Annotated in this window: 21 protein-coding genes and 1 other RNA gene; 6 read left to right on the top strand and 16 right to left on the bottom strand. The window is 55.1% G+C overall.

All coding sequences use genetic code 11. The features are described 5' to 3' along the window. Window positions 1-9: 9 nt before the first annotated feature. The 5 genes from AC13CN_RS09130 to rsmI all read right to left on the bottom strand — a co-directional run bounded on the left by AC13CN_RS09130 (window position 10) and on the right by rsmI (window position 4,318). The gene (locus AC13CN_RS09130; protein ID WP_044629183.1) at window positions 10-1,716 is read right to left on the bottom strand and encodes a peptidoglycan D,D-transpeptidase FtsI family protein; all 1,707 of its coding nucleotides are present in this window, start codon (window positions 1,714-1,716) and stop codon (window positions 10-12) included. Further along, entirely contained in the window at window positions 1,713-2,048 is a 336-nt protein-coding gene (gene ftsL, locus AC13CN_RS09125) for a cell division protein FtsL (protein ID WP_044629182.1), read from the bottom strand. The genes AC13CN_RS09130 and ftsL overlap by 4 nt, the downstream gene beginning before the upstream one ends. A 2-nt stretch (window positions 2,049-2,050) precedes the next feature. Then, entirely contained in the window at window positions 2,051-3,004 is a 954-nt protein-coding gene (gene rsmH / locus AC13CN_RS09120; protein ID WP_044629181.1) for a 16S rRNA (cytosine(1402)-N(4))-methyltransferase RsmH, read from the bottom strand. Window positions 3,005-3,056: 52 nt separating this feature from the next. Next, an RNA gene (rnpB, locus tag AC13CN_RS09115) (RNase P RNA component class A) lies at window positions 3,057-3,428 on the bottom strand. Window positions 3,429-3,460: 32 nt separating this feature from the next. Then, the gene (gene rsmI / locus AC13CN_RS09110) at window positions 3,461-4,318 is read right to left on the bottom strand and encodes a 16S rRNA (cytidine(1402)-2'-O)-methyltransferase (protein ID WP_044629180.1); all 858 of its coding nucleotides are present in this window, start codon (window positions 4,316-4,318) and stop codon (window positions 3,461-3,463) included. Window positions 4,319-4,430: 112 nt separating this feature from the next. On the opposite strand from rsmI, the gene AC13CN_RS09105 reads away from it, so the two are divergent. From AC13CN_RS09105 to AC13CN_RS09090, 4 genes are read left to right on the top strand one after another with little or no spacing between them, the layout of a single operon-like run. Then, complete coding sequence (locus AC13CN_RS09105) at window positions 4,431-5,939, top strand: penicillin-binding protein activator (RefSeq protein WP_483053123.1); 1,509 nt, start codon at window positions 4,431-4,433, stop codon at window positions 5,937-5,939. Then, window positions 5,929-6,300: a YraN family protein gene (locus AC13CN_RS09100; RefSeq protein WP_044629178.1), complete on the top strand. Its 372-nt coding sequence runs from the start codon at window positions 5,929-5,931 to the stop codon at window positions 6,298-6,300. The genes AC13CN_RS09105 and AC13CN_RS09100 overlap by 11 nt, the downstream gene beginning before the upstream one ends. Before the next feature lie 22 nt (window positions 6,301-6,322). After that, window positions 6,323-6,916, top strand: a complete 594-nt coding sequence (locus tag AC13CN_RS09095) for a phosphoheptose isomerase (RefSeq protein ID WP_054641051.1) — start codon at window positions 6,323-6,325, stop codon at window positions 6,914-6,916. A 44-nt stretch (window positions 6,917-6,960) separates the two neighbouring features. Further along, complete coding sequence (locus AC13CN_RS09090; RefSeq protein WP_044629176.1) at window positions 6,961-7,533, top strand: BON domain-containing protein; 573 nt, start codon at window positions 6,961-6,963, stop codon at window positions 7,531-7,533. A gap of 82 nt (window positions 7,534-7,615) precedes the next feature. On the opposite strand, the gene AC13CN_RS09085 is transcribed toward AC13CN_RS09090, so the two are convergent. The 8 genes from AC13CN_RS09085 to zapE form a co-directional block, all read right to left on the bottom strand. Beyond that, window positions 7,616-8,113 (bottom strand): ClpXP protease specificity-enhancing factor, encoded by a 498-nt coding sequence (locus AC13CN_RS09085; RefSeq protein WP_044629175.1) that lies wholly within the window; start codon window positions 8,111-8,113, stop codon window positions 7,616-7,618. Between the two features lie 61 nt (window positions 8,114-8,174). Next, the gene (gene sspA / locus AC13CN_RS09080) at window positions 8,175-8,801 is read right to left on the bottom strand and encodes a stringent starvation protein SspA (RefSeq protein ID WP_044629174.1); all 627 of its coding nucleotides are present in this window, start codon (window positions 8,799-8,801) and stop codon (window positions 8,175-8,177) included. 146 nt (window positions 8,802-8,947) lie between these two features. Beyond that, window positions 8,948-9,715, bottom strand: coding sequence for a cytochrome c1 (locus tag AC13CN_RS09075; RefSeq protein WP_044629969.1), 768 nt, complete (start codon window positions 9,713-9,715; stop codon window positions 8,948-8,950). Then, window positions 9,715-10,974, bottom strand: coding sequence for a cytochrome b (locus AC13CN_RS09070; RefSeq protein WP_044629968.1), 1,260 nt, complete (start codon window positions 10,972-10,974; stop codon window positions 9,715-9,717). Before AC13CN_RS09070 ends, AC13CN_RS09075 begins: the two co-directional genes overlap by 1 nt. Beyond that, window positions 10,974-11,573 carry a ubiquinol-cytochrome c reductase iron-sulfur subunit gene (petA, locus tag AC13CN_RS09065; RefSeq protein WP_044629967.1) on the bottom strand — a complete coding sequence of 200 codons (600 nt, stop codon included), beginning with the start codon at window positions 11,571-11,573 and terminating at the stop codon, window positions 10,974-10,976. Before petA ends, AC13CN_RS09070 begins: the two co-directional genes overlap by 1 nt. A 208-nt stretch (window positions 11,574-11,781) precedes the next feature. Beyond that, on the bottom strand, window positions 11,782-12,171 hold the full coding sequence (gene rpsI / locus AC13CN_RS09060; RefSeq protein ID WP_483053122.1) for a 30S ribosomal protein S9: 390 nt from the start codon (window positions 12,169-12,171) through the stop codon (window positions 11,782-11,784). A 13-nt stretch (window positions 12,172-12,184) separates the two neighbouring features. Beyond that, a complete protein-coding gene (rplM, locus tag AC13CN_RS09055) occupies window positions 12,185-12,613 on the bottom strand; it encodes a 50S ribosomal protein L13 (RefSeq protein ID WP_044629965.1) in 429 nt (142 codons plus the stop codon). A 176-nt stretch (window positions 12,614-12,789) separates the two neighbouring features. Continuing rightward, window positions 12,790-13,971, bottom strand: a complete 1,182-nt coding sequence (gene zapE, locus AC13CN_RS09050; RefSeq protein WP_044629964.1) for a cell division protein ZapE — start codon at window positions 13,969-13,971, stop codon at window positions 12,790-12,792. 215 nt (window positions 13,972-14,186) lie between these two features. On the opposite strand from zapE, the gene AC13CN_RS09045 reads away from it, so the two are divergent. Continuing rightward, a complete protein-coding gene (locus AC13CN_RS09045) occupies window positions 14,187-14,630 on the top strand; it encodes a ZapG family protein (RefSeq protein WP_054641297.1) in 444 nt (147 codons plus the stop codon). Between the two features lie 78 nt (window positions 14,631-14,708). Here AC13CN_RS09045 and AC13CN_RS09040 read toward each other — a convergent pair whose 3' ends face one another. Then, window positions 14,709-15,473, bottom strand: coding sequence for a Nif3-like dinuclear metal center hexameric protein (locus AC13CN_RS09040; RefSeq protein ID WP_089675508.1), 765 nt, complete (start codon window positions 15,471-15,473; stop codon window positions 14,709-14,711). Between the two features lie 138 nt (window positions 15,474-15,611). On the opposite strand from AC13CN_RS09040, the gene AC13CN_RS09035 reads away from it, so the two are divergent. After that, window positions 15,612-16,859: a Do family serine endopeptidase gene (locus AC13CN_RS09035; RefSeq protein WP_044629961.1), complete on the top strand. Its 1,248-nt coding sequence runs from the start codon at window positions 15,612-15,614 to the stop codon at window positions 16,857-16,859. 31 nt (window positions 16,860-16,890) lie between these two features. Here the strand turns inward: AC13CN_RS09035 and hisD are convergent, their stop codons facing one another. Both hisD and hisG read right to left on the bottom strand, forming a co-directional pair. Next, window positions 16,891-18,207, bottom strand: a complete 1,317-nt coding sequence (hisD, locus tag AC13CN_RS09030) for a histidinol dehydrogenase (RefSeq protein WP_172514592.1) — start codon at window positions 18,205-18,207, stop codon at window positions 16,891-16,893. Window positions 18,208-18,220: 13 nt separating this feature from the next. Further along, window positions 18,221-18,874 (bottom strand): ATP phosphoribosyltransferase, encoded by a 654-nt coding sequence (gene hisG / locus AC13CN_RS09025; RefSeq protein ID WP_054641296.1) that lies wholly within the window; start codon window positions 18,872-18,874, stop codon window positions 18,221-18,223. Between the last annotated feature and the right edge of the window lie 16 nt (window positions 18,875-18,890).

Raw genomic sequence — 18,890 nt, 5'->3', positions numbered from 1 at the left:
CCTTAAACACTATTCGACCTCGTAGTCAGGCGGCACATCCAGTAGCCGCAACGCATTACCGGTGACACTAGAGAACACCGGCGCTGCCACCGCTCCACCATAAAATTCGCCTGCTTTGGGATGGTCAATCATCACCACCGTCACGATACGCGGGTCCGAAATGGGCGCAATCCCCGCAAAGACACTGCGGTACGCATCGGTGGCGTAGCCTTGCTGGCCCGTTTTACGCACGGTGCCGGTTTTTCCGCCAACGCGATACCCTTCTACACGGGCACGTCGCCCACCTGTATAGGCGCCAACCGAGGTTTCTAAGATTTCTAGTAAGTCGTTGGCAACACTCGGCTCAATGGCCGGGATACCTTGGGGCGGCTCTGACAACCTTAACAGCGAAGGGGGTAAGCGTTCACCATTATTAGCCAACGCAGTATAAGCACTGGCTAGCTGAACGGCCGTTACCGATAAACCATAACCATAAGAGAGAGCTGCTCGCTCACTTCTAGACCACTGAATCCGAGCCGGCAGATTGCCCGTAGACTCCCCTGGGAAGCCTGTTCCGGGGCTTTGCCCCAGGCCGAGCTGGTTATACTTCTCCCAAATAGCCGTATCGCTTAGCTGCAGAGCCAAGCGAGACATCCCAATGTTAGAAGATTTTTCAAGAATACCCGCGAGATCCAGTTCACCGTAGTTACGGAAGTCTCGGATCGTAAATTGATCAAGCCTCATCCATCCAGGCGATGTATCTACCACAGCATCACGGCCAACAATACCGCTTTCAAGCACCGCTGCCATGGCTAACGGCTTCATGACCGAACCAGGCTCGAATACATCCACTAGCGCTTGATTACGCAAACCACGAGGATCTAAGCCCGCTCGGTTATTGGGGTTGTAAGACGGCAGATTGGCCATTGCCAGGACTTCACCTGTACGGGCATCCATCATGACCAAAACACCACCATCTGCTTGATGTTCAGCCACTGCAGCGCGCAATTCGCGATATGCCATGTACTGGATACGCTGATCAATCGCCAGGGTCAGCTCTCCGCCTGGCTGCGCTTCACGAATCACGCCCAGCTCTCGCACCAGCCGACCACGCCGGTCTTTGATGACACGACGCTGCCCCGGGTGACCCGCTAGGTAGGGCTGATAAGCGAGCTCTAAGCCCTCCTGACCGACGTCGTCTACGTTGGTGACGCCGAGTATTTGGGCCGCCACCTCTCCAGCCGGGTAGTAGCGCTTGTATTCACGCTGTGGATAGACACCCGGCGTGCGCAGATCGAGGATGCGCTGCGCAGCGTCTGGGGTCATCTGTCGGCGCAAATACATGAATTCGCGGTTACTGTAGCGCGCCACCCGGGACTCGAAGTCATCCAGTGACATCCCCAGCGCCTGCGCCAGCATGACACGCTGGATGGCGTCTGTAGGCAACTCTTGAGGGTTCGCCCAAAGCGTCACGACCGGCGTGGATATTGCCAGTGGCTCGCCGTTACGGTCAGTGATCATTCCGCGGTGAGCAGGAATAGCTTCATGGCGCAGCGTGCGGGCATCACCCTGGCTCTGCAAAAATGGGCGATCAATCACCTGTAGCAGTGTAATTCGCCCAATCAAAATGGCAGAGGCGAGACCAACTGCTAACAAAATAAAGAAAAAGCGCCCACCAGCAAGCGGCGGCGCAATAGGATATTGGCGGGACTTCCCTCCCCGACCTTCACGCTTCATGGCCGAATCACCTCGACATCATTTACGTCAGGAATACGCATCTCTAGCCGTTCCGTGGCAATTTGTTCAATGCGGGCTGGCGTTGCCCAAGCCCCCTCTTCCAACAGCAGTTGGCCCCACTCGGTCTGGAGCTGGTTTTCTTCCTGCTCTAACCGCTGAAGCTCAGCAAACTGTACCCGCGTCATATGGGTGGTGGTCACTACTGCTAAGCCAGTCAATAAACAGGCAAAAAACAGCACAATCATGGTGATGGGCCACAGGCGAAGGCGCAGTTTAAACGGCCACTCCGCCCTCAGCGTGGAAGCCCAATGCTCTAGCCGCTCAATGCTCATTGTTAGCCTCGCTTACGGGCCGCCCGCATGACGGCACTGCGCGCGCGCGGATTAACATCCACTTCCTCGTCGCTAGGGCGACTCCCTTTTCCAAGCGCTTCAAGACGACGATTCAACTGATCATCGCGGATGGGTACGCCTCGTGGTAAGTGCGTGTCACCGCGCACATGGTGTCGAATAAACCGCTTCACACGACGGTCTTCCAGGGAGTGGAAGCTAATCACGACAAGATGACCACCCGGTGCCAGCGCTTCAAGCGCTGCTTCTAAGGCGGCATCTAGTTGATCAAGTTCCCCATTGAGATAAATACGCAGGCCTTGGAAGGCTTTCGTGGCGGGGTGACGGCCTTTTTCCCAGGCGGGGTGGGCAGTTTTCAACACCTCGGCCAAATCGACCGTATGGGTAAAGGGCTTTTCGACGCGACGTTTCACCACGGCATTGGCTAGCCGTTTGGCATAACGCTCTTCACCATAGGTTTTAAAGACGCTGGCGATATCTGCTTCGCTGGCACGCGCCAAAAACTCAGCGGCGCTTTCACCCTGGGTGGGATCCATGCGCATATCTAGCGGGCCGTTGCGCATAAAGCTAAAACCGCGCTCAGGGTCGTCCAATTGCGGGGAAGAGACACCCACATCCAGAAGCACACCGGATAGCTTGCCATAAAGCCCCTGCTCTTTGGCAAACTCAGCTAAATGAGCAAATTCGCGCTGGGTAATCTGGAAACGGGCGTCTTCTATCTCATCCGCAGCAGCAATGGCTTGCGGATCACGGTCCATGGCCATTAAACGGCCTTGCTCGCTTAAGCGCGAAAGAATCAACCGGGAGTGACCTCCACGCCCGAAGGTGCCGTCTAGGTAGGCTCCATCCGGGTCATGCACCAGTGCATCTACCGCACCTTCCAATAAAACGCTGGTATGACGAAAGCGGGTGACCTGATCAGCGTCAACAGAAGGCATGTTACTCTCACACATAATTTGGGAAGGCGTGCTTGGCACGCCTTTCATGGAAATGGGGAGTCGGCCGATAAGCCGGGTTCTGTCGTGGACAGTCATTCCTCTAGGCGCTGCGTCACCGCAGCGCTCAAGCAACCTACCCGAACCCAGCGCGGGCCACGCCGTTGGGTCCCTATTTGGTCTTGCTCCGAGTGGGGTTTACCATGCCACGCACTGTTGCCAGGCGCGCGGTGCGCTCTTACCGCACCCTTTCACCCTTACCGGCCCCTGAGGTTTATTTCAGGGACTTAGGCGGTCTACTCTCTGCTGCACTTTCCGTCGGCTTGCGCCGCCCAGGCGTTACCTGGCACTCTGCCCTATGGAGCCCGGACTTTCCTCCCCTAGCGGCCTTTGCGAGCACACTAGCGGCGACTGTCTGGCCAACTCCGGCGGCAAGCATACCAGCGCCCTGCGTTCGCCTCAATGCTGACCTTTCATTGCCTGCAACCGGGCGTACCACTCCTGCTTACGGCCACCCAGCATTCTGGCCGCAATCGAAGCCCCCTGTTTGACACCCACCCCCTCTGCCAGCAGGGCGGCTAACAGCTCATTGGCATTTATCGACTGTTCATCCCCCTGCACCGCCGGAGGGGCACCAGAAATAATTATTACAAACTCACCCCGGCTCTGGTTAGGATCTTCAGCGAGCTGATCACGAAGCGCTGCCGGTGATCCCTGAAGAAATGTTTCAAAGGTTTTGGTCAACTCTCGTGCCAGCACCACCGTGCGCTCAGTCATTTGCTCACATAGCGCCTCAAGCGTATGCACAATGCGGTGGGGCGACTCGTAAAATACCAACGTTTCTTCACGGCTCTGCCACTTCTCCAACGCTTGGCGGCGAGCGCTGGGCTTGGCAGGCAGAAAGCCCCCAAACGTAAAGCGGTCGGTGGGCAGCCCCGCTCCAGAAAGCGCGGTGACCAGCGCGCACGGCCCAGGCAGCGGAACAATGTGGCGCCCTCTGGCGCGTAGTTCCCGCACCAGCACGAAACCGGGATCGCAAATCAGCGGCGTACCGGCATCACTGATCAGTGCAATACTTTCACCAGCTGATAAATAACCATCGAGCGTATCGACCCGCTGGGCTTCATTGTGCTCATGCAGCGATATCATCGGCGTATTCACCCCTAAGTGGGCAAGCAGCCGCGCGCTATGTCGCGTATCTTCCGCCGCAATACGCGATACATCGGCTAATACCCGAGCAGCACGCGGCGTTAAGTCGTCCAAATTCCCAATTGGCGTGGCAACCACGTACAATGTACCCGGATGTTGGTGTGTCATCGTGACTCCCGATTTGTTAATGGTTTGCCCTGACGGTGCGCTATGCTTATGGAAAACCACGCTAACCTGCTGATAGACCGCGACAGCGCAAATGGAAACTAAGGAAGGATACATGAAACAGTCACTTCGTGGCCTGTTGGCCACTGCCTTCATGGCACTTCTCATCACCGGGTGCGCCATGCAACCGCCGAGCGTGGTTGACCGAGTACCCGACCAGGATGCCGGCCGCTTGCTCAGTCAAGCCGAACAGCAAGCCCCAGAGCAGGCCGCTCGCACACGTCTGGAAGCCGCCAATATTTTGGCCCGCCAGGGCCAGCGTGAAAACGCCTTTGATACCGCCAGCAGCATTGATGAAACGCTGCTTAACGACGCCGATCGCGTGCGCTGGGCCATGCTATTTTCAGAGCTTGCTCGCGGGTTAAACGACCCACGCGCCGTGTTGCGCGCAACACAAGTCTTGGACGATGAGCTACCTATGCAGGCAAATCAGCAGCAAACCCTTGCTGAGCGCCAACAGTGGGCACAGCAAACGCTTGATCAGCAGCCGGGGCAAGTTCAAGTCACCTTACCTGAACTTGAGGGCACCGAAATTCGCCGTATTGTGGTTGCACTACCGGAATCTGGCCCGCTAAGCAGCGTTGCCAATACACTTGCCACCGCCATACGCCGCCATAACGAGATTAGTGCTGACGGCGTTCAGTTAAGTTTTATCGATGCTGCCCAGTACTCGCTCGACGAACTGTATAGCCGCGCTCAGCAAATGAATGCCCAGCTAATGATTGGCCCGCTCGATAAGGATCAGGTGTCTCAGCTTGAGCAGCGTGACAGCGTACCCCTGCCTACACTAGCGCTGAACTATGGCAGCGGTGCCAACAACCAAGCACAACGTCTACTGCAGTACGGCTTATCTGCAGAAGGTGAAGCCCGGCAGGCAGCGCGCCGTGCTTATCAGGATGGCCAGCGCCAAATGTCGGTGATGGTGCCGGATAATGACTGGGGCCGCCGAGTTGGTGAAGCCTTCTGGAACGAGTTTCAGCGCCTGGGTGGCGAGGTGACGAATGCAGTGCGCTACAATCCGAGCAGCCCAGTTTCCAACGCTGTGCAAACCGCGCTGAATGTTAGCGGCGAGCGCGCCCGCCTTGGCAACATTGACGCCCTCTTCCTACTAGCGCTTCCCGATTACGCACGCCAGGTGCCGCCCACGCTGGATTATCACTACGCTCCTGACCTGCCCATCTACGCCACCTCGCACCTACATGAAGGCCGGCTGCAAACGCGCTTGGATCAGGATCTGAACGATGTGATGTTCATGGACATTCCCTGGCAAATTCCAGATGCTGCAGTAGGCGGAGAAGAGGTACTACCTTTTTACCCTACCTACCAGCAGTTGCGCGATGAGGCAGATGCCTCGATGTTCCGCTTGATGGCTATGGGTGTTGATGCTTATGAACTTGCTAAACGGATGTCGGACCTGTCCAGCCTAAACGGTTTAAACGGCAGCACTGGGACGTTATCGCTATCAAATGATGGCCGCATCCACCGCGAACTGCCCTGGGCCAAGTTTCAAAATGGCACACCGTCACCCATTTTAATTCCTGGCCTACTGGGTAATGAGCAATAATCCCCAAACTGCCCGTTATCGAGGTGCAGCCATTGAGCGGTTAGCCGCTCAATGGCTGCAGCAGCACGGCCTTCGCCTGGTCACCAACAATCACCATGTAAAAGGCGGAGAGCTTGATCTTGTGATGTATGACCAGGATATTTTGGTCTTTGTCGAGGTCAAACATCGCGCCACAACGCGCCATGGGCACCCCTTGGAAATGGTGAACGCGCAGAAGCGGCGTCGTTTAATTCGTGCGGCATCGCTCTATATTGCGCGACATAACCTCTCTTGCCCCTGCCGCTTTGATATCCTAGCCATTACAGGCACACCGCCCACTCTCGAGTTTCATTGGGAGCAAGCGGCTTTTGACGCTTATTAATACTCTTAACTAGGAAGCCCTGATGGACTTTCAATCCCGTATACTCAGCCATTTCAATGCCAGCATTGATACCAAAACCTATGCCAGCGAAGTACTGCCTCCTTTTATTGAAGTCGCCAGCCAAATGATGGTGCAGTGTCTGGTTAATGAAGGGAAAATTCTTGCGTGTGGTAACGGCGGCAGCGCCGGTGACAGTCAGCATTTTTCTTCTGAGTTACTGAACCGTTTTGAGCGTGAGCGCCCTAGCCTGCCTGCTTTAGCACTAACTACCGACACCTCGACCCTGACATCTATTGCTAATGACTATAGCTATAATGAGGTGTTCTCCAAGCAAATTCGCGCACTGGGCCAGCCAGGCGACGTACTGCTGGCTATTTCAACTAGCGGCAACTCCGCTAACGTTGTACAAGCGATCCAAGCGGCTCACGACCGCGACATGACCGTAGTAGCACTAACCGGGCGTGACGGCGGTAATATGGCCTCTTTACTGGGGCAAGACGACTGCGAGATCCGTGTTCCCGCCACCTCTACCGCACGCATCCAAGAAGTTCATTTACTCGTTATTCACTGCCTTTGTGATTTAATTGACGAACAGCTGTTTGGTGGCGCTGAGTAATAGCGCACGCCTTGCGAATAATTACTGATCAAGGAGTCATCCTCATGGCCCTGCACTTTTCATCCAAAACACTATTGGCTGCCACGCTCTGCGGCGTGATAGCACTAAGCGGTTGCGCCAACAATAGCGCCTCAAACCCCTCTAACTACGGCCAGCGTAGCAATGACGTAGAAGCTGTCGACGCCACGATTGAACGCGAAGTAGAGCGCGCGCTAGCTCGTGCCGATGCCCGCCTAGGCGATGCACGCATTCGCGCCCACAGCTATAACGGAACGCTGCTGCTAGTTGGACAGGTACCAAGCGAAGAGCTGAAAAACATGGCGGGTAACGTTGCATCGAACTTACGCGGCGTGGACAAAGTTCATAATGAGCTTACCGTCGCCGCCAACCTGCCCGCCACCCAGCGGCTAACAGATACGTGGCTGACCACCAATGTCATAAGCTACCTGGCAACGAATGACCGCATTGACTCTTCCAAACTGAAGGTCACCACGGAAAACGCCAGTGTCTATTTAATGGGCATGGTGACTCGGGAAGAGGCAGACCGCATTGTGAATGCAGCCTCCTCCGTAGGTGGCGTGCAACGCATTGTTAAGGTTTTTGACTACCTTGACTAACACCTAGATGCTAGAAAACAGCCTCGCCAAATAGTTGGCGAGGCTGTTTTGTATTTGGCTACCGAGACTGCTATCTGACTGATTACTTCACAACGCGCAGCGTCGGTTTTTTCTTGGGCTTGTCATCGCCAGACGCCTTATCAGACGACTGGCTGGACGCTTGCTCAGAGGCTGGCTCAGTGAGCGTCAGCTCAGGCTTTGCCGATTCTGTGTCAGTGCCTGCTTCTCCAGCTTCATCATCCTGCTCTTCAAACCCAGCAGCATCAAGCTCAGGCTCGTGACCGAACACCATACCCGCACCATTCTCACGGGCGTAGATAGCGATAAGCGCAGGCGTTGGGATCATCACCTGCATAGGCTGGCCACCAAATCGAGCATTAAAACCAATCGCCTGATTTTCCATAAACAGGTCACGCACCGCCGTCGGCGCTACATTGAGCACAATTTGCCCATTCTGAACAAATTGCCTTGGTACTTCCACCCCAGGCTGCGTGGCGTCAACCACGAGGTAGGGCGTTAATTCATTGTCTAACAGCCACTCATAGAGGGCTCGGGCGAGATAGGGACGGCTCGATTTCATAAGACTCCCTCCTCCTAACAAATATGGCCTCTTGCCCACAGAGCTAAGAGGCCGAATGAACTCAAGCGCGCATCTCTTTTTCACGCTCATTCAAAGATTCTTTAAACGCTTCGCGCTCAAATACCCGCGACATGTAACCTAACAGCGGCTTCACTTGCTTCTCGGGCAACTCAATATTCAGCTCAGGTAAACGCCACAGGATCGGTGCCAAACAGCAATCTACCAGCGTAAACTCTTCACTCATGAAGTAAGGCATATCTTCAAAGATGGGCGAAATGCCAATGAGACTTTCACGCAGCTCTTTACGTGCCTTATCGGCCTCTTTCTTACCACCGGTGCGAATCTGCTCTAACATCGGGCACCATTCGCGCTCAATGCGATGCATCCACAGACGGCTTTGAGCACGCGCTACAGGATAGACCGGCAGCAAGGGCGGATGAGGAAAACGCTCATCCAGATATTCCATCATTACCTTGGATTCATAAAGCACCAAGTCACGATCCAGCAGCGTCGGAACGCTGTTGTACGGATTGAGGTCTGCTAACTCTTCAGGCGGCTGCTCCTCAGCGACATCGACGATGTCGACCGCTACTCCTTTTTCAGCCAGAACAATGCGCACTCGATGACTGAAATGATCATCACTACCCGAGTAAAAGATCATTGACGACCGCTTGGCCACAACACCCATGAAAGCATCCTCGCATCAAAACAATTCTCGATAATAACATGCCAGCACCCTCTTATGGGAAGGTAGCCAACGATACATAATCACGCCGCAAACAAAAGGCGCACGGCTTTCGCCGTGCGCCTGAACCGCCTATCCTACTTTACTGATTAGTGGACGTCTCGCCAGTACTCACGCTTGAGTAGGTAAGCAATCACACCAAAAATAAAGATAAAGATAAGTACTTTAGGTGCCAGGGCTTGCGCCTGCAGCTTGGAAGGCTCACCCACGTAGGCCAGGAAGTTGGTCAGGTCATATACCGCTTCCTCGAACTCGGCTGGCTCCATCGCCCCTGGCTGAGTCACTTGCAGCACATCACAAGACTGATACTTACCTGATAGCGGGTCGGGAGACTGTCCCGCCACCGGCTGATCGGTTTCGGCACACACCAACTCCTGAACGCCTTGGAGAGGCTCCAGCACGTTAGGCATCGCCACCAAATCGAACACGGTGTTATTCACACCAGTGGGACGACTCGGGTCTTTGTAAAAGCCCAACAGGTAGGAGTAGATCCAGTCAGTGCCACGTAGGCGCGCTTCCAGCGTCAGGTCGGGCGGCGGAGCGCCAAACCAAGACTCTGCATCGCCACGATCCATCGCAATGTGCATCTGGTCGTTGAACGCTAAGTCTGAGGAGAAAATTAAGTTCTCTTCTACCAGATCCTGGGGGATACCCAGATCATCAGCCGCGCGCGCAAAGCGCTGGTGCTCAAGCGAGTGACAGCCCATGCAGTAATTAACATAGAGCTTCATGCCATTTTGCAGAGACGCCTGATCCTGTAGGTCAGGCTCCATGCTGTGAGGCACACTTGCGCCACCAGCCGCCATCGCGGTTACCGGCACGATTGCGAAGAGCAGTGCTAATAGTTGCTTTTTCATTAGCCAGTCACCCTTTCCGGAACGGGTTTAGTCTTCTCCAGCTTGGTGTAGAGCGGCATCAGCAGGAAGAAGGCGAAGTAAATGGCTGTACACACTTGCGCCAAGATGGTGCGACCTGTTGTGGACGGCAGCACACCTAGAATACCAAGAATTACAAAGCTGATGCAGAACAGCAGCAGCATAACTTTGGACATCCAGCCTTTGTAACGCATAGAGCGCACAGGGCTACGGTCAAGCCACGGTAGCACGAACAGCACAGCAATCGCCGCGCCCATGCAGACAACACCCAGGAACTTAGCGTCAAGACCAAACAGCGAGAAGGTAATCGCACGCAGAATGGCGTAGAACGGCGTGAAGTACCAAACCGGTGCAATGTGGTCAGGCGTTTTCAGCGGGTTAGCCGGTTCAAAGTTCGGCCGCTCGATGAAGTAGCCCCCCCCTTCCGGGAAGTAGAACACCACGACACTGAAGACAAACAAGAACACCGCAATACCCACCAAGTCCTTCACGGTGTAGTACGGGTGGAAAGCGATGCCGTCGAGCGGCTTACCGGTCTCGTCTTTCTTCTGCTTGATTTCGATACCATCAGGGTTGTTAGAACCCACTTCATGCAGAGCAATGATGTGAAGCACGACTAATGCCAAAATCACGATGGGCAACGCAACGACGTGAAGCGCAAAGAAACGGTTCAACGTGATGCCTGAAATTAGGAAATCACCGCGCACCCACTGCGCTAGATCAGGGCCAATACCCGGGATGGCCGAGAACAGCGAGATAATGACCTGCGCCCCCCAGTAAGACATCTGACCCCATGGAAGCAGATAGCCCATGAAGGCTTCGGCCATCAGCAGAAGATAGATGGCCATACCAAAAATCCACACCAGCTCACGTGGCGCTTTGTAGGAACCATAAAGCAACCCGCGGAACATATGCAGATAGATGACCACGAAGAAGGCGGATGCCCCCGTCGTATGCATGTAGCGAATCAACCAGCCCCACTCGACATCACGCATGATGTACTCGACGGAGGCAAACGCACCTTCGGCAGAGGGATTGAAACTCATGGTCAACCAAACGCCGGTCAGGATTTGGTTGACCAGCACCAGTAGTGCCAGCACACCAAAAATGTAGAAGAAGTTAAAGTTCTTCGGCGCGTAGTACTTGGTCAAGTGGTCCTGCATCATTTGAGTGGCAGGGAAACGATCATCCACCCAACGCATGATGCCACTCTCGGCCTTCGCCTTATTTGGATTAGCCATTAGGCACTCTCCTCATCTTCGCCGACCACGATGATGTCATCGCTTTCAAAGCGGTAGGGCGGCACTTCAAGGTTCGTCGGCGCAGGAACGTTGCTAAAGACGCGACCGGCCAAGTCAAAACGAGAGCCGTGGCATGGGCAGAAGAAACCACCCGGCCAGTTATCGACACCCACCCCTTCCGCATCCGGCTCGGGCCGATACAAGGGAGAACAGCCCAAATGGGTACAGATGCCGATCAAGACACCAATCTCAGGCTTGATCGAGCGCAGACCACCCTGGATATAGGCAGGCTGCTGTGGCACTTCGGACTCTGGATCCGCCAAGCTGTCAGCCCCTAGCGCTTCGGTCCGTTCGATCATCTCAGGCGTACGATTAATGATCCAAATCGGGCGACCACGCCACTCGACGGTCATACGCTGACCTGGCTCAAGCTTGGAAATATCCGCTTGAACCGGCGCGCCTGCCGCTCTTGCCTTGGCACTAGGCTGCCAAGATGCCACAAAGGGGACCGCAACCCCGACAGCGCCCACCGCCCCCACAACGGAGGTGGCGCCTACGAGGAAACGGCGCCGGCCTTTGTTTACGCCGTTATCTGCCATTTCTGGTTTCTCCCATCAGCTTACCCGTTCCGTCGCAAAGGCGTCTTGCGACGACGAATATCAAATACAGTCTATGTTAAAAAAACAAAGCGCTCTGCACAAGAACAACCGCCCCGGACCATGGTGGTACGAGCGTTATAATTTTTTGATATTCCAATAAAAAACGCCCAGGTCTTTGACCTGGGCGTTTTTGCCACATAGCGTAAAATTAACGCTTGGAGAACTGCGGACGACGACGTGCTTTACGCAGACCGACTTTCTTACGCTCAACCTGACGAGCATCGCGGGTAACGTAACCAGCGGCACGCAGCGTAGGACGCAGGTCTTCGTTGTAATTCAACAGGGCACGCGTGATGCCGTGACGAATAGCGCCAGCCTGTGAAGAGCCGCCGCCGCCTTCAACGGTAACGTAGACGTCGAACTGGTTTAGGGTTTCAGTCAACTCTAACGGCTGACGAACAACCATGCGACCGGTAACACGACCGAAGTACTGGTCAAGCTCACGGTTGTTGACGGTAATTTTGCCGGAACCCGGCTTCAGGAACACACGAGCGGTGGAAGTCTTGCGGCGCCCGGTACCGTAATACTGCTGTGTCATGGCGAAGATTTCCTCAGATGTTCAGTTCAAGCGGCTGCTGGGCAGCATGCGGATGCTCGGCACCGGCGTACACTTTTAACTTGGAGTACATGGCGCGACCCAACGGACCTTTCGGCAGCATGCCTTTAACGGCAGACTCGATGATACGCTCGGGAGCGTGGTCGAGCATTTTGTCGAATGTCATGGAGCGCAGACCGCCCGGGTAACCTGTGTGGCGGTAGTAGGTTTTAGCCTTCGCCTTGTTACCGGTTACTTGGACTTTCTCTGCATTGATCACGACGATGTAGTCGCCGGTATCAACGTGAGGGGTAAATTCGGGCTTATGCTTACCACGCAGGCGGCGAGCAATCTCGGTTGCCAGACGACCGAGCGTTTTGTCCGTAGCGTCGACAATGTACCAGTCGCGCTGGACGGACTGCGGCTTAGCACTGAACGTCTTCATGGATGAAATCACCAGATTAAGTGTGTTGGGTGACTCACACCGCCAAGCGGTGAAGCACCATCCCTATTTTTTTTGGTTGCTGATTTTAGCCAGCAACGTGTAGCGAGGCGGCATTCTACAGTAAGCATGTGCCCAAGTTAAGTGCCGTAGCTATTTTTTTGATGCATGCGCAGGCACTAGGGTTTATGAGCCAGCGCCAAGTACTCGCGAGACTGCATCTCCTGGAGCCGCGACAGAGTACGCTGAAACTCAAATGTGAGCTTACCGTCGTTATACAGCGACTCCACCGGCACTTCAGCGGACATCAACAGCTTTACGCCACGGTCATAAAACTCATCCACCATGTTGATAAAGCGCCGCGCCTGATCATCCGTTTTACCATCCATTCGCGGGACGTTGGCTACCAACACTGTGTGAAACTCCCGAGCAAGCTCGATATAGTCATTTTGGCTACGAGGGCCATCGCACAGCTCGGCAAACTCAAACCACACCACATCATCATGCAAGCGGCGAGTTTTCAGCACTCGGTGATTCACCTCCAGCGGCGCCCCCTCCTCACCCGGCTGTCCGGCAATTTCTCTGAAGCTGCGTGCCAATTCCTGCTCGGCAGCATCATCTAAAGGCGCATGGAAAATTTCTGCACGCTCAAGAGCACGCAAGCGGTAGTCGACCCCTGAATCAACGTTGACCACCTCACAGTGACGGTTCAGCAACTCAATAGCAGGCACAAATCGTGCACGCTGCAAGCCGTCTTTATAGAGGTCATTGGGTACAATATTCGACGTCGCCACCAGCACAACACCACGCTCAAACAGTGCTTCCAGCAAATTGGCCAGAATCATCGCGTCGGTAATGTCTTTAACAAAAAACTCATCAAAGCAGATTACCCTCGCCTCTGCCGCAAATTTACCGGCGATGAGCGTAAGAGGATTTTTCTCGCCCTTATAGCGAGTCAGCTCGTTGTGCACCCGCTGCATAAAGCGGTGGAAATGCGTGCGCATCTTCTCGGGAAACGGCAGTGCTTCATAAAAGGTATCGACTAAGTAAGTTTTTCCACGCCCCACGCCACCCCAAAAATAGAGCCCTTTCACCTGCGGCACTGGGGGTTTGGCCGGTTCATTTTTCTTACCCAGCAAGCCTGCCATTTTGGCCTTGATGCCTTTACTGGCGACTATCGCTTTGGGCACCGTGGTCGGCGCTGACACCAACTCATCATAGAGGCGCTGCAGATGCTTCACTGCTTGTTCTTGGGCAGAGTCATATTGGAAATCGCTACGCTTGAGGTCTTCTTGATAACGCTCAAGCGGCGTTGGCCGGCGCGTTTGATCAGACGCCTGACGTGCAGATACTGATGCCATTAATGTGCTCCCGCAACGCATTGTCCAAGCCGTATCCTCGACGCGCCACCGCCCGCCAGATAAAGCTTGCTCAATAAAATGGGGCTAATTATACGCCGCTTAAACGCTAAGCGCATGAGCGGATTGACCCAACCGACTTAGACGCGCCTATAATGGGGCTGTTTTTAAAAGCCACGCCCTGTGTTCAGTGGCGCGCATTACTTAGGGAGAAGACTGTGGAAGCAAGCTCGCCATTCACTTTTGCAATCATTGGATTAATCGTCGGCTTTATCATCGGCTTAGTGTGCTATCGACTTTTCAGCAAAGGTGCGCGGGATGCCGCTTCACTCAAGCAGACACTGCTTGAACGTGAACACCAAATCGCTGAACTAAAGAAGGGCATGAGCAGCCACTTAACGAGCATTCAGCAGCGCTTAGAAAACATTCGCCACGAAGCTGATCAGCTTGAGCAACAGGTAGAGAACGAAGCAACTCAGTGGAAACTATCCAGCGTTAAGCCGTCATCCAGCACCACCACAAGCGACACTGAAAACGACAGCAACGTGGCAATGCCTAGAGACTACGCAGCGGGCAAAAACGGTACGCTGTCAGAAGATTTTGGCTTAAAAGAGAGCCACCAACCTACTGAAGGTACAGCAGCACAACCTCCCCGCTACTAAGGCAAACGCCGCCATTACTGCCGCGTATCGCCAGCAGGGCACCCGATCAATGAGCGACAGGTGCCCTGCGCCCTTGAGTTAGGCAGGATTATCAATATCCACAAAACGATGCTCCACACCGAACTCACTGCCTAGCCACTCACCAAGCGCTTGGACCCCATAACGCTCAGTGGCGTGGTGGCCCGCCGCAATATAGTGAATCCCCATTTCACGCGCCAAATGCGTGGTACGCTCAGATATTTCTCCAGACACAAACACCTGCGCCCCTGCTTCGTAGGCAGTGGTGATCATATCCTGCGCTCCGCCCGTACACCATGCGATTCGCTCTATAGACTGCTCAGCAAACGGCGCTTCCACAACAAGAGGAGACCGCTGAAGCGTGGTGCTTATTTGCCCAGCAAGCTCACCAATACTTTGGGGCGCAACCAAACGCCCCGACCAGAGCAACCCTTCCCCCAGCTCCCCATCCAAACAGCCTTCTACTTTCCAACCGAGCCGCTTAGCTAACTGAGCATTGTTGCCTATCTCCGCATGGGCATCTAATGGCAAATGATAGGCAAGAAGGCTTATATCATTGGCGAGCAACGTTTTAATGCGGCGCTGTTTCATTCCTGTAATAGGCACTGGCTCGTTTTTCCAAAAATAACCGTGATGCACCAACACCATGTCAGCCTGCCATGCTACCGCCTCATCTAACAGCGCCTGGCACGCCGTCACTCCTGACATCACTCGCTTGACGGTATCACGCCCTTCAACTTGCAACCCATTAACCGTAAAGTCCTTAAATTGCTCGGCTCGCAGCTGATGGTCACAAGCGGCGACAAGTTGATCGCGATGATTCACACTCACTCCTTAACAGTTTAAACAGCCACCGTGAGGCACAGCGGCATTCAGTGTTACCATAACGCCATTGTAAAACTCGCTCCGCATTATCGCGAACCTCGCGACTATTTAGACTGCCACCCGCTGAGGAATCCTCGCATGCACCGTTCTGTGCTGCCCTATTTATGGCCCATTACCACGGGGCTCTTGCTAGCTGCCGTGCTACTGCTCGCGTTCCCAGAGCAGTTGCCAAACCCGTTTCGACAGACTCCGCCCGCAGCGGTGGAAACACCCCCGGCACTGGTACCCACTACCAGCAACGAGCAGAGCACTAACCGACCTGCGCCCGACATTCGCCAAGCAGAACCTCTTGCCCGCAACCAGGGCCCGGCTAGCTACTCCGATGCAGTTAACCAAGCAGCGCCTGCGGTGGTGAACATCTATTCATCCCGGATTGTAGAGCGCGACCAGCACCCACTGATGTCAGACCCCTTCTTCCGGCAGTTCTTCAGCGGCGACGATGCCACAACCCATCAACGGATGCTCTCCAGCTTGGGATCTGGCGTCATTGTCAGCAAGGATGGCTATGTACTGACTAACCATCATGTGATTAATGGCGCGGATCAAATCCAGGTTGCCCTGCGCGATGGGCGTGAAACGCTGGCCGAAGTGATTGGTACAGACCCAGAAAGCGACTTAGCAGTGCTGCGCATTGATCTTGAAAATCTACCGGTGATTGAGCTTGCCGACTCAGAACAGGTCGCCGTCGGCGATGTGGCACTGGCAATTGGCAACCCCTTCGGCGTTGGCCAAACCGTCACTATGGGCATTATTAGCGCCACAGGGCGCAGCCATTTAGGGCTTAATGCATATGAGGATTTTATTCAGACCGATGCGGCCATTAACCCCGGCAACTCAGGCGGCGCACTCGTTAATCCTGATGGCGCTCTAGTGGGAATTAATACGGCAATTTTCTCACGTTCAGGCGGCTCTCAAGGTATCGGCTTCGCAATTCCCGCCAACCTTGCCCACAGCATACTCAATGAGCTGGTGACTCGCGGTCGCGTAATTCGCGGCTGGCTGGGCATTGAGGCTCAGGCGCTTTCGCGAGAGCTCGCAGCCTCGTTTGGGCTACGCACCCCACAAGGCGTGATCGTAGCAGGCGTGGTAAGCGGCGGACCTGCCGCACAGGCAGGCTTACAACCGGGGGATGTACTGCTCTCTATTGATGGCCAGGTCATTTTAGATGCACGCGCTACTATGAGTGACATTGCATCTATTCCTCCCGGCACGTCACTGCCTCTGACGATTGTCCGCGGCGGCGAGCGCATGGAGATGACGCTGGAGGTAGGCGAGCGCCCGGTGCCGACCAACGCAACATCAGCCGACAGGCAGAGCGGCTCTTAAAGCCGCCCTGCTACACTAAACACACTGCCCGTTAATCGCGAACCCGGTACTCGGCAGAGCGAGCATGGGCAGTGAGGTACTCCCCACGGGCCAACACCGAAGCGACTTTACCCAGCTCAGACGCCCCTTCAGGGGAACAGTGGATAATGGAAGAGCGTTTCTGGAAGTCGTACACCCCGAGCGGTGATGAGAATCGCGCCGTGCCGGATGTCGGCAGCACATGGTTCGGCCCCGCGCAGTAATCCCCCAGCGCTTCCGACGTGTGGCGCCCCATAAAGATAGCGCCCGCATGGCGGATATCGTCTAGCCATGCCTCAGGCTCAGCAACCGACAATTCAAGATGCTCAGGAGCGATACGGTTAATCATCTCAACCGCTTCGGCCTGATCTGTACACAGAATCAGTGCGCCGCGACGGTTCAGGGATGCGCGGGCAATCTTTTCGCGCTCTAGCGTTGGCAGCAACCGCTCGATGGAAGCCGCCACGGCGTCCAAATGCGCGGCATCCCAGCTCACCAAAATCGCCTGGGCATCTTCGTCATGCTCCGCCTGAGAGAAGAGGTCCATGGCGATCCAATCCGGGTCGGTTTGCCCATCCGACACCACCATAATCTCGGAGGGCCCGGCAATCATATCGATGCCGACCTGGCCGAACACGGCCCGCTTGGCAGTGGCCACGTAGATGTTGCCGGGTCCCACAATTTTATCGACCCGAGAAACGCTTTGCGTACCGTAGGCAAGCGCGGCAACGGCCTGGGCGCCACCAATAGTGAAGACGTAGTCCACGCCCGCTAGGTGCGCCGCCGCCAATACCAGATCATTCAACACACCATCAGGGGTAGGTACCACCATGACGATTTCACGCACACCTGCCACGCGGGCAGGAATGGCATTCATCAGTACGGACGACGGATAAGCCGCCTTACCGCCTGGAACATAGATGCCTGCACGATCAAGCGGTGTCACTTTTTGGCCTAACACCGTGCCATCGGCTTCTTCATACTGCCAAGAGGTCGGTTTTTGCCGCTCGTGGTAGCGCTTAATACGCTCGGCAGCCATTGCCAGGGCATCACGCTGCTCGGCAGGCAAACCATCATACGCCTTCTTTAATTGCTCTGGCATTAGGCGCAATTGCGCCATCGATTCGACCGATAGACGGTCAAAGCGGTTGGTTGCCTCAATGACCGCCTGATCACCGCGTTGCTTAACGTCTGCCAAGATTTCCTCAACACGAGCCTGGACCGCTTTATCAGACACGCCCTCCCAATCCAGCAGCGCATTGAGGCGCTGATGGAAAGCCGCTTCACTGGTCGAGAGGCGGGCAATAGTGGCTGTGGTTGTATCGCTCATGATGAACCTCGTGTCATTCGATAGGCTGCGTCTGACGCTTTTTTACGGCACTTTCCAGGCGCGCTAGCAGCGGCTTAATACGGTCGTGCTTCATGGTCATGGCCGCTTTGTTGACCACCAAACGCGTGCTGATATGGGCAATGAGCTCACGGGGTTCCATACCGTTAGCGCGAAGCGTATTGCCAGTGTCGACGATATCGACGATCTCATCGGCCAAGTTCATGAGCGGAGCCAGCTCCATCGCCCCGTAGAGCTTGATGACCTCTGCCTGGATCCCCTGCTCGGCGTAGTAGCGACGCGCTACGTTGACGAACTTGGTCGCCACGCGGCGGCGTGCTTTGGCAGGGGGCTGCCCGGTAACACCCGCAGTCATCAGCTTGCAGCGAGCAATCTCTAGATCTAGCGGCTCATAAAGGCCTTCCGCGCCATGCTCAAGCAGCACGTCTTTACCTGCAATGCCCACATCGGCGGCACCTAATTGTACGTAGGTGGGCACATCGGTGGCGCGGATGATCACCAGCTTGACGTCCGGCAAGTTAGTATCAAAAAGCAGCTTGCGGCTTTTACTTAAGTCTTCAGCGGGCGTAATGCCCGCATCTGCCAGCAGAGGCAGCGTTTCATCCAAAATACGCCCTTTTGAAAGGGCTAAAATCAGTTGCTTACTCATGGTCTAAGGCCAGTGT

This window comes from Vreelandella sp. L-25, from assembly GCF_056857535.1.
The sequence above is the reverse complement of the archived record's forward strand: the minus strand, read 5'-3'. Positions and strand labels throughout refer to the sequence as shown.

Excerpts from the sequence above, each read along its gene's own strand:
- AC13CN_RS09130 (WP_044629183.1), bottom strand. The coding sequence starts at position 1,716 with ATGAAGCGTGAAGGTCGGGGAGGGAAGTCCCGCCAATATCCTATTGCG.
- ftsL (WP_044629182.1), bottom strand. The coding sequence starts at position 2,048 with ATGAGCATTGAGCGGCTAGAGCATTGGGCTTCCACGCTGAGGGCGGAG.
- rsmH (WP_044629181.1), bottom strand. The coding sequence starts at position 3,004 with ATGCCTTCTGTTGACGCTGATCAGGTCACCCGCTTTCGTCATACCAGC.
- rsmI (WP_044629180.1), bottom strand. The coding sequence starts at position 4,318 with ATGACACACCAACATCCGGGTACATTGTACGTGGTTGCCACGCCAATT.
- AC13CN_RS09105 (WP_483053123.1), top strand. The coding sequence starts at position 4,431 with ATGAAACAGTCACTTCGTGGCCTGTTGGCCACTGCCTTCATGGCACTT.
- AC13CN_RS09100 (WP_044629178.1), top strand. The coding sequence starts at position 5,929 with ATGAGCAATAATCCCCAAACTGCCCGTTATCGAGGTGCAGCCATTGAG.
- AC13CN_RS09095 (WP_054641051.1), top strand. The coding sequence starts at position 6,323 with ATGGACTTTCAATCCCGTATACTCAGCCATTTCAATGCCAGCATTGAT.
- AC13CN_RS09090 (WP_044629176.1), top strand. The coding sequence starts at position 6,961 with ATGGCCCTGCACTTTTCATCCAAAACACTATTGGCTGCCACGCTCTGC.
- AC13CN_RS09085 (WP_044629175.1), bottom strand. The coding sequence starts at position 8,113 with ATGAAATCGAGCCGTCCCTATCTCGCCCGAGCCCTCTATGAGTGGCTG.
- sspA (WP_044629174.1), bottom strand. The coding sequence starts at position 8,801 with ATGGGTGTTGTGGCCAAGCGGTCGTCAATGATCTTTTACTCGGGTAGT.
- AC13CN_RS09075 (WP_044629969.1), bottom strand. The coding sequence starts at position 9,715 with ATGAAAAAGCAACTATTAGCACTGCTCTTCGCAATCGTGCCGGTAACC.
- AC13CN_RS09070 (WP_044629968.1), bottom strand. The coding sequence starts at position 10,974 with ATGGCTAATCCAAATAAGGCGAAGGCCGAGAGTGGCATCATGCGTTGG.
- petA (WP_044629967.1), bottom strand. The coding sequence starts at position 11,573 with ATGGCAGATAACGGCGTAAACAAAGGCCGGCGCCGTTTCCTCGTAGGC.
- rpsI (WP_483053122.1), bottom strand. The coding sequence starts at position 12,171 with ATGACACAGCAGTATTACGGTACCGGGCGCCGCAAGACTTCCACCGCT.
- rplM (WP_044629965.1), bottom strand. The coding sequence starts at position 12,613 with ATGAAGACGTTCAGTGCTAAGCCGCAGTCCGTCCAGCGCGACTGGTAC.
- zapE (WP_044629964.1), bottom strand. The coding sequence starts at position 13,971 with ATGGCATCAGTATCTGCACGTCAGGCGTCTGATCAAACGCGCCGGCCA.
- AC13CN_RS09035 (WP_044629961.1), top strand. The coding sequence starts at position 15,612 with ATGCACCGTTCTGTGCTGCCCTATTTATGGCCCATTACCACGGGGCTC.
- hisD (WP_172514592.1), bottom strand. The coding sequence starts at position 18,207 with ATGAGCGATACAACCACAGCCACTATTGCCCGCCTCTCGACCAGTGAA.
- hisG (WP_054641296.1), bottom strand. The coding sequence starts at position 18,874 with ATGAGTAAGCAACTGATTTTAGCCCTTTCAAAAGGGCGTATTTTGGAT.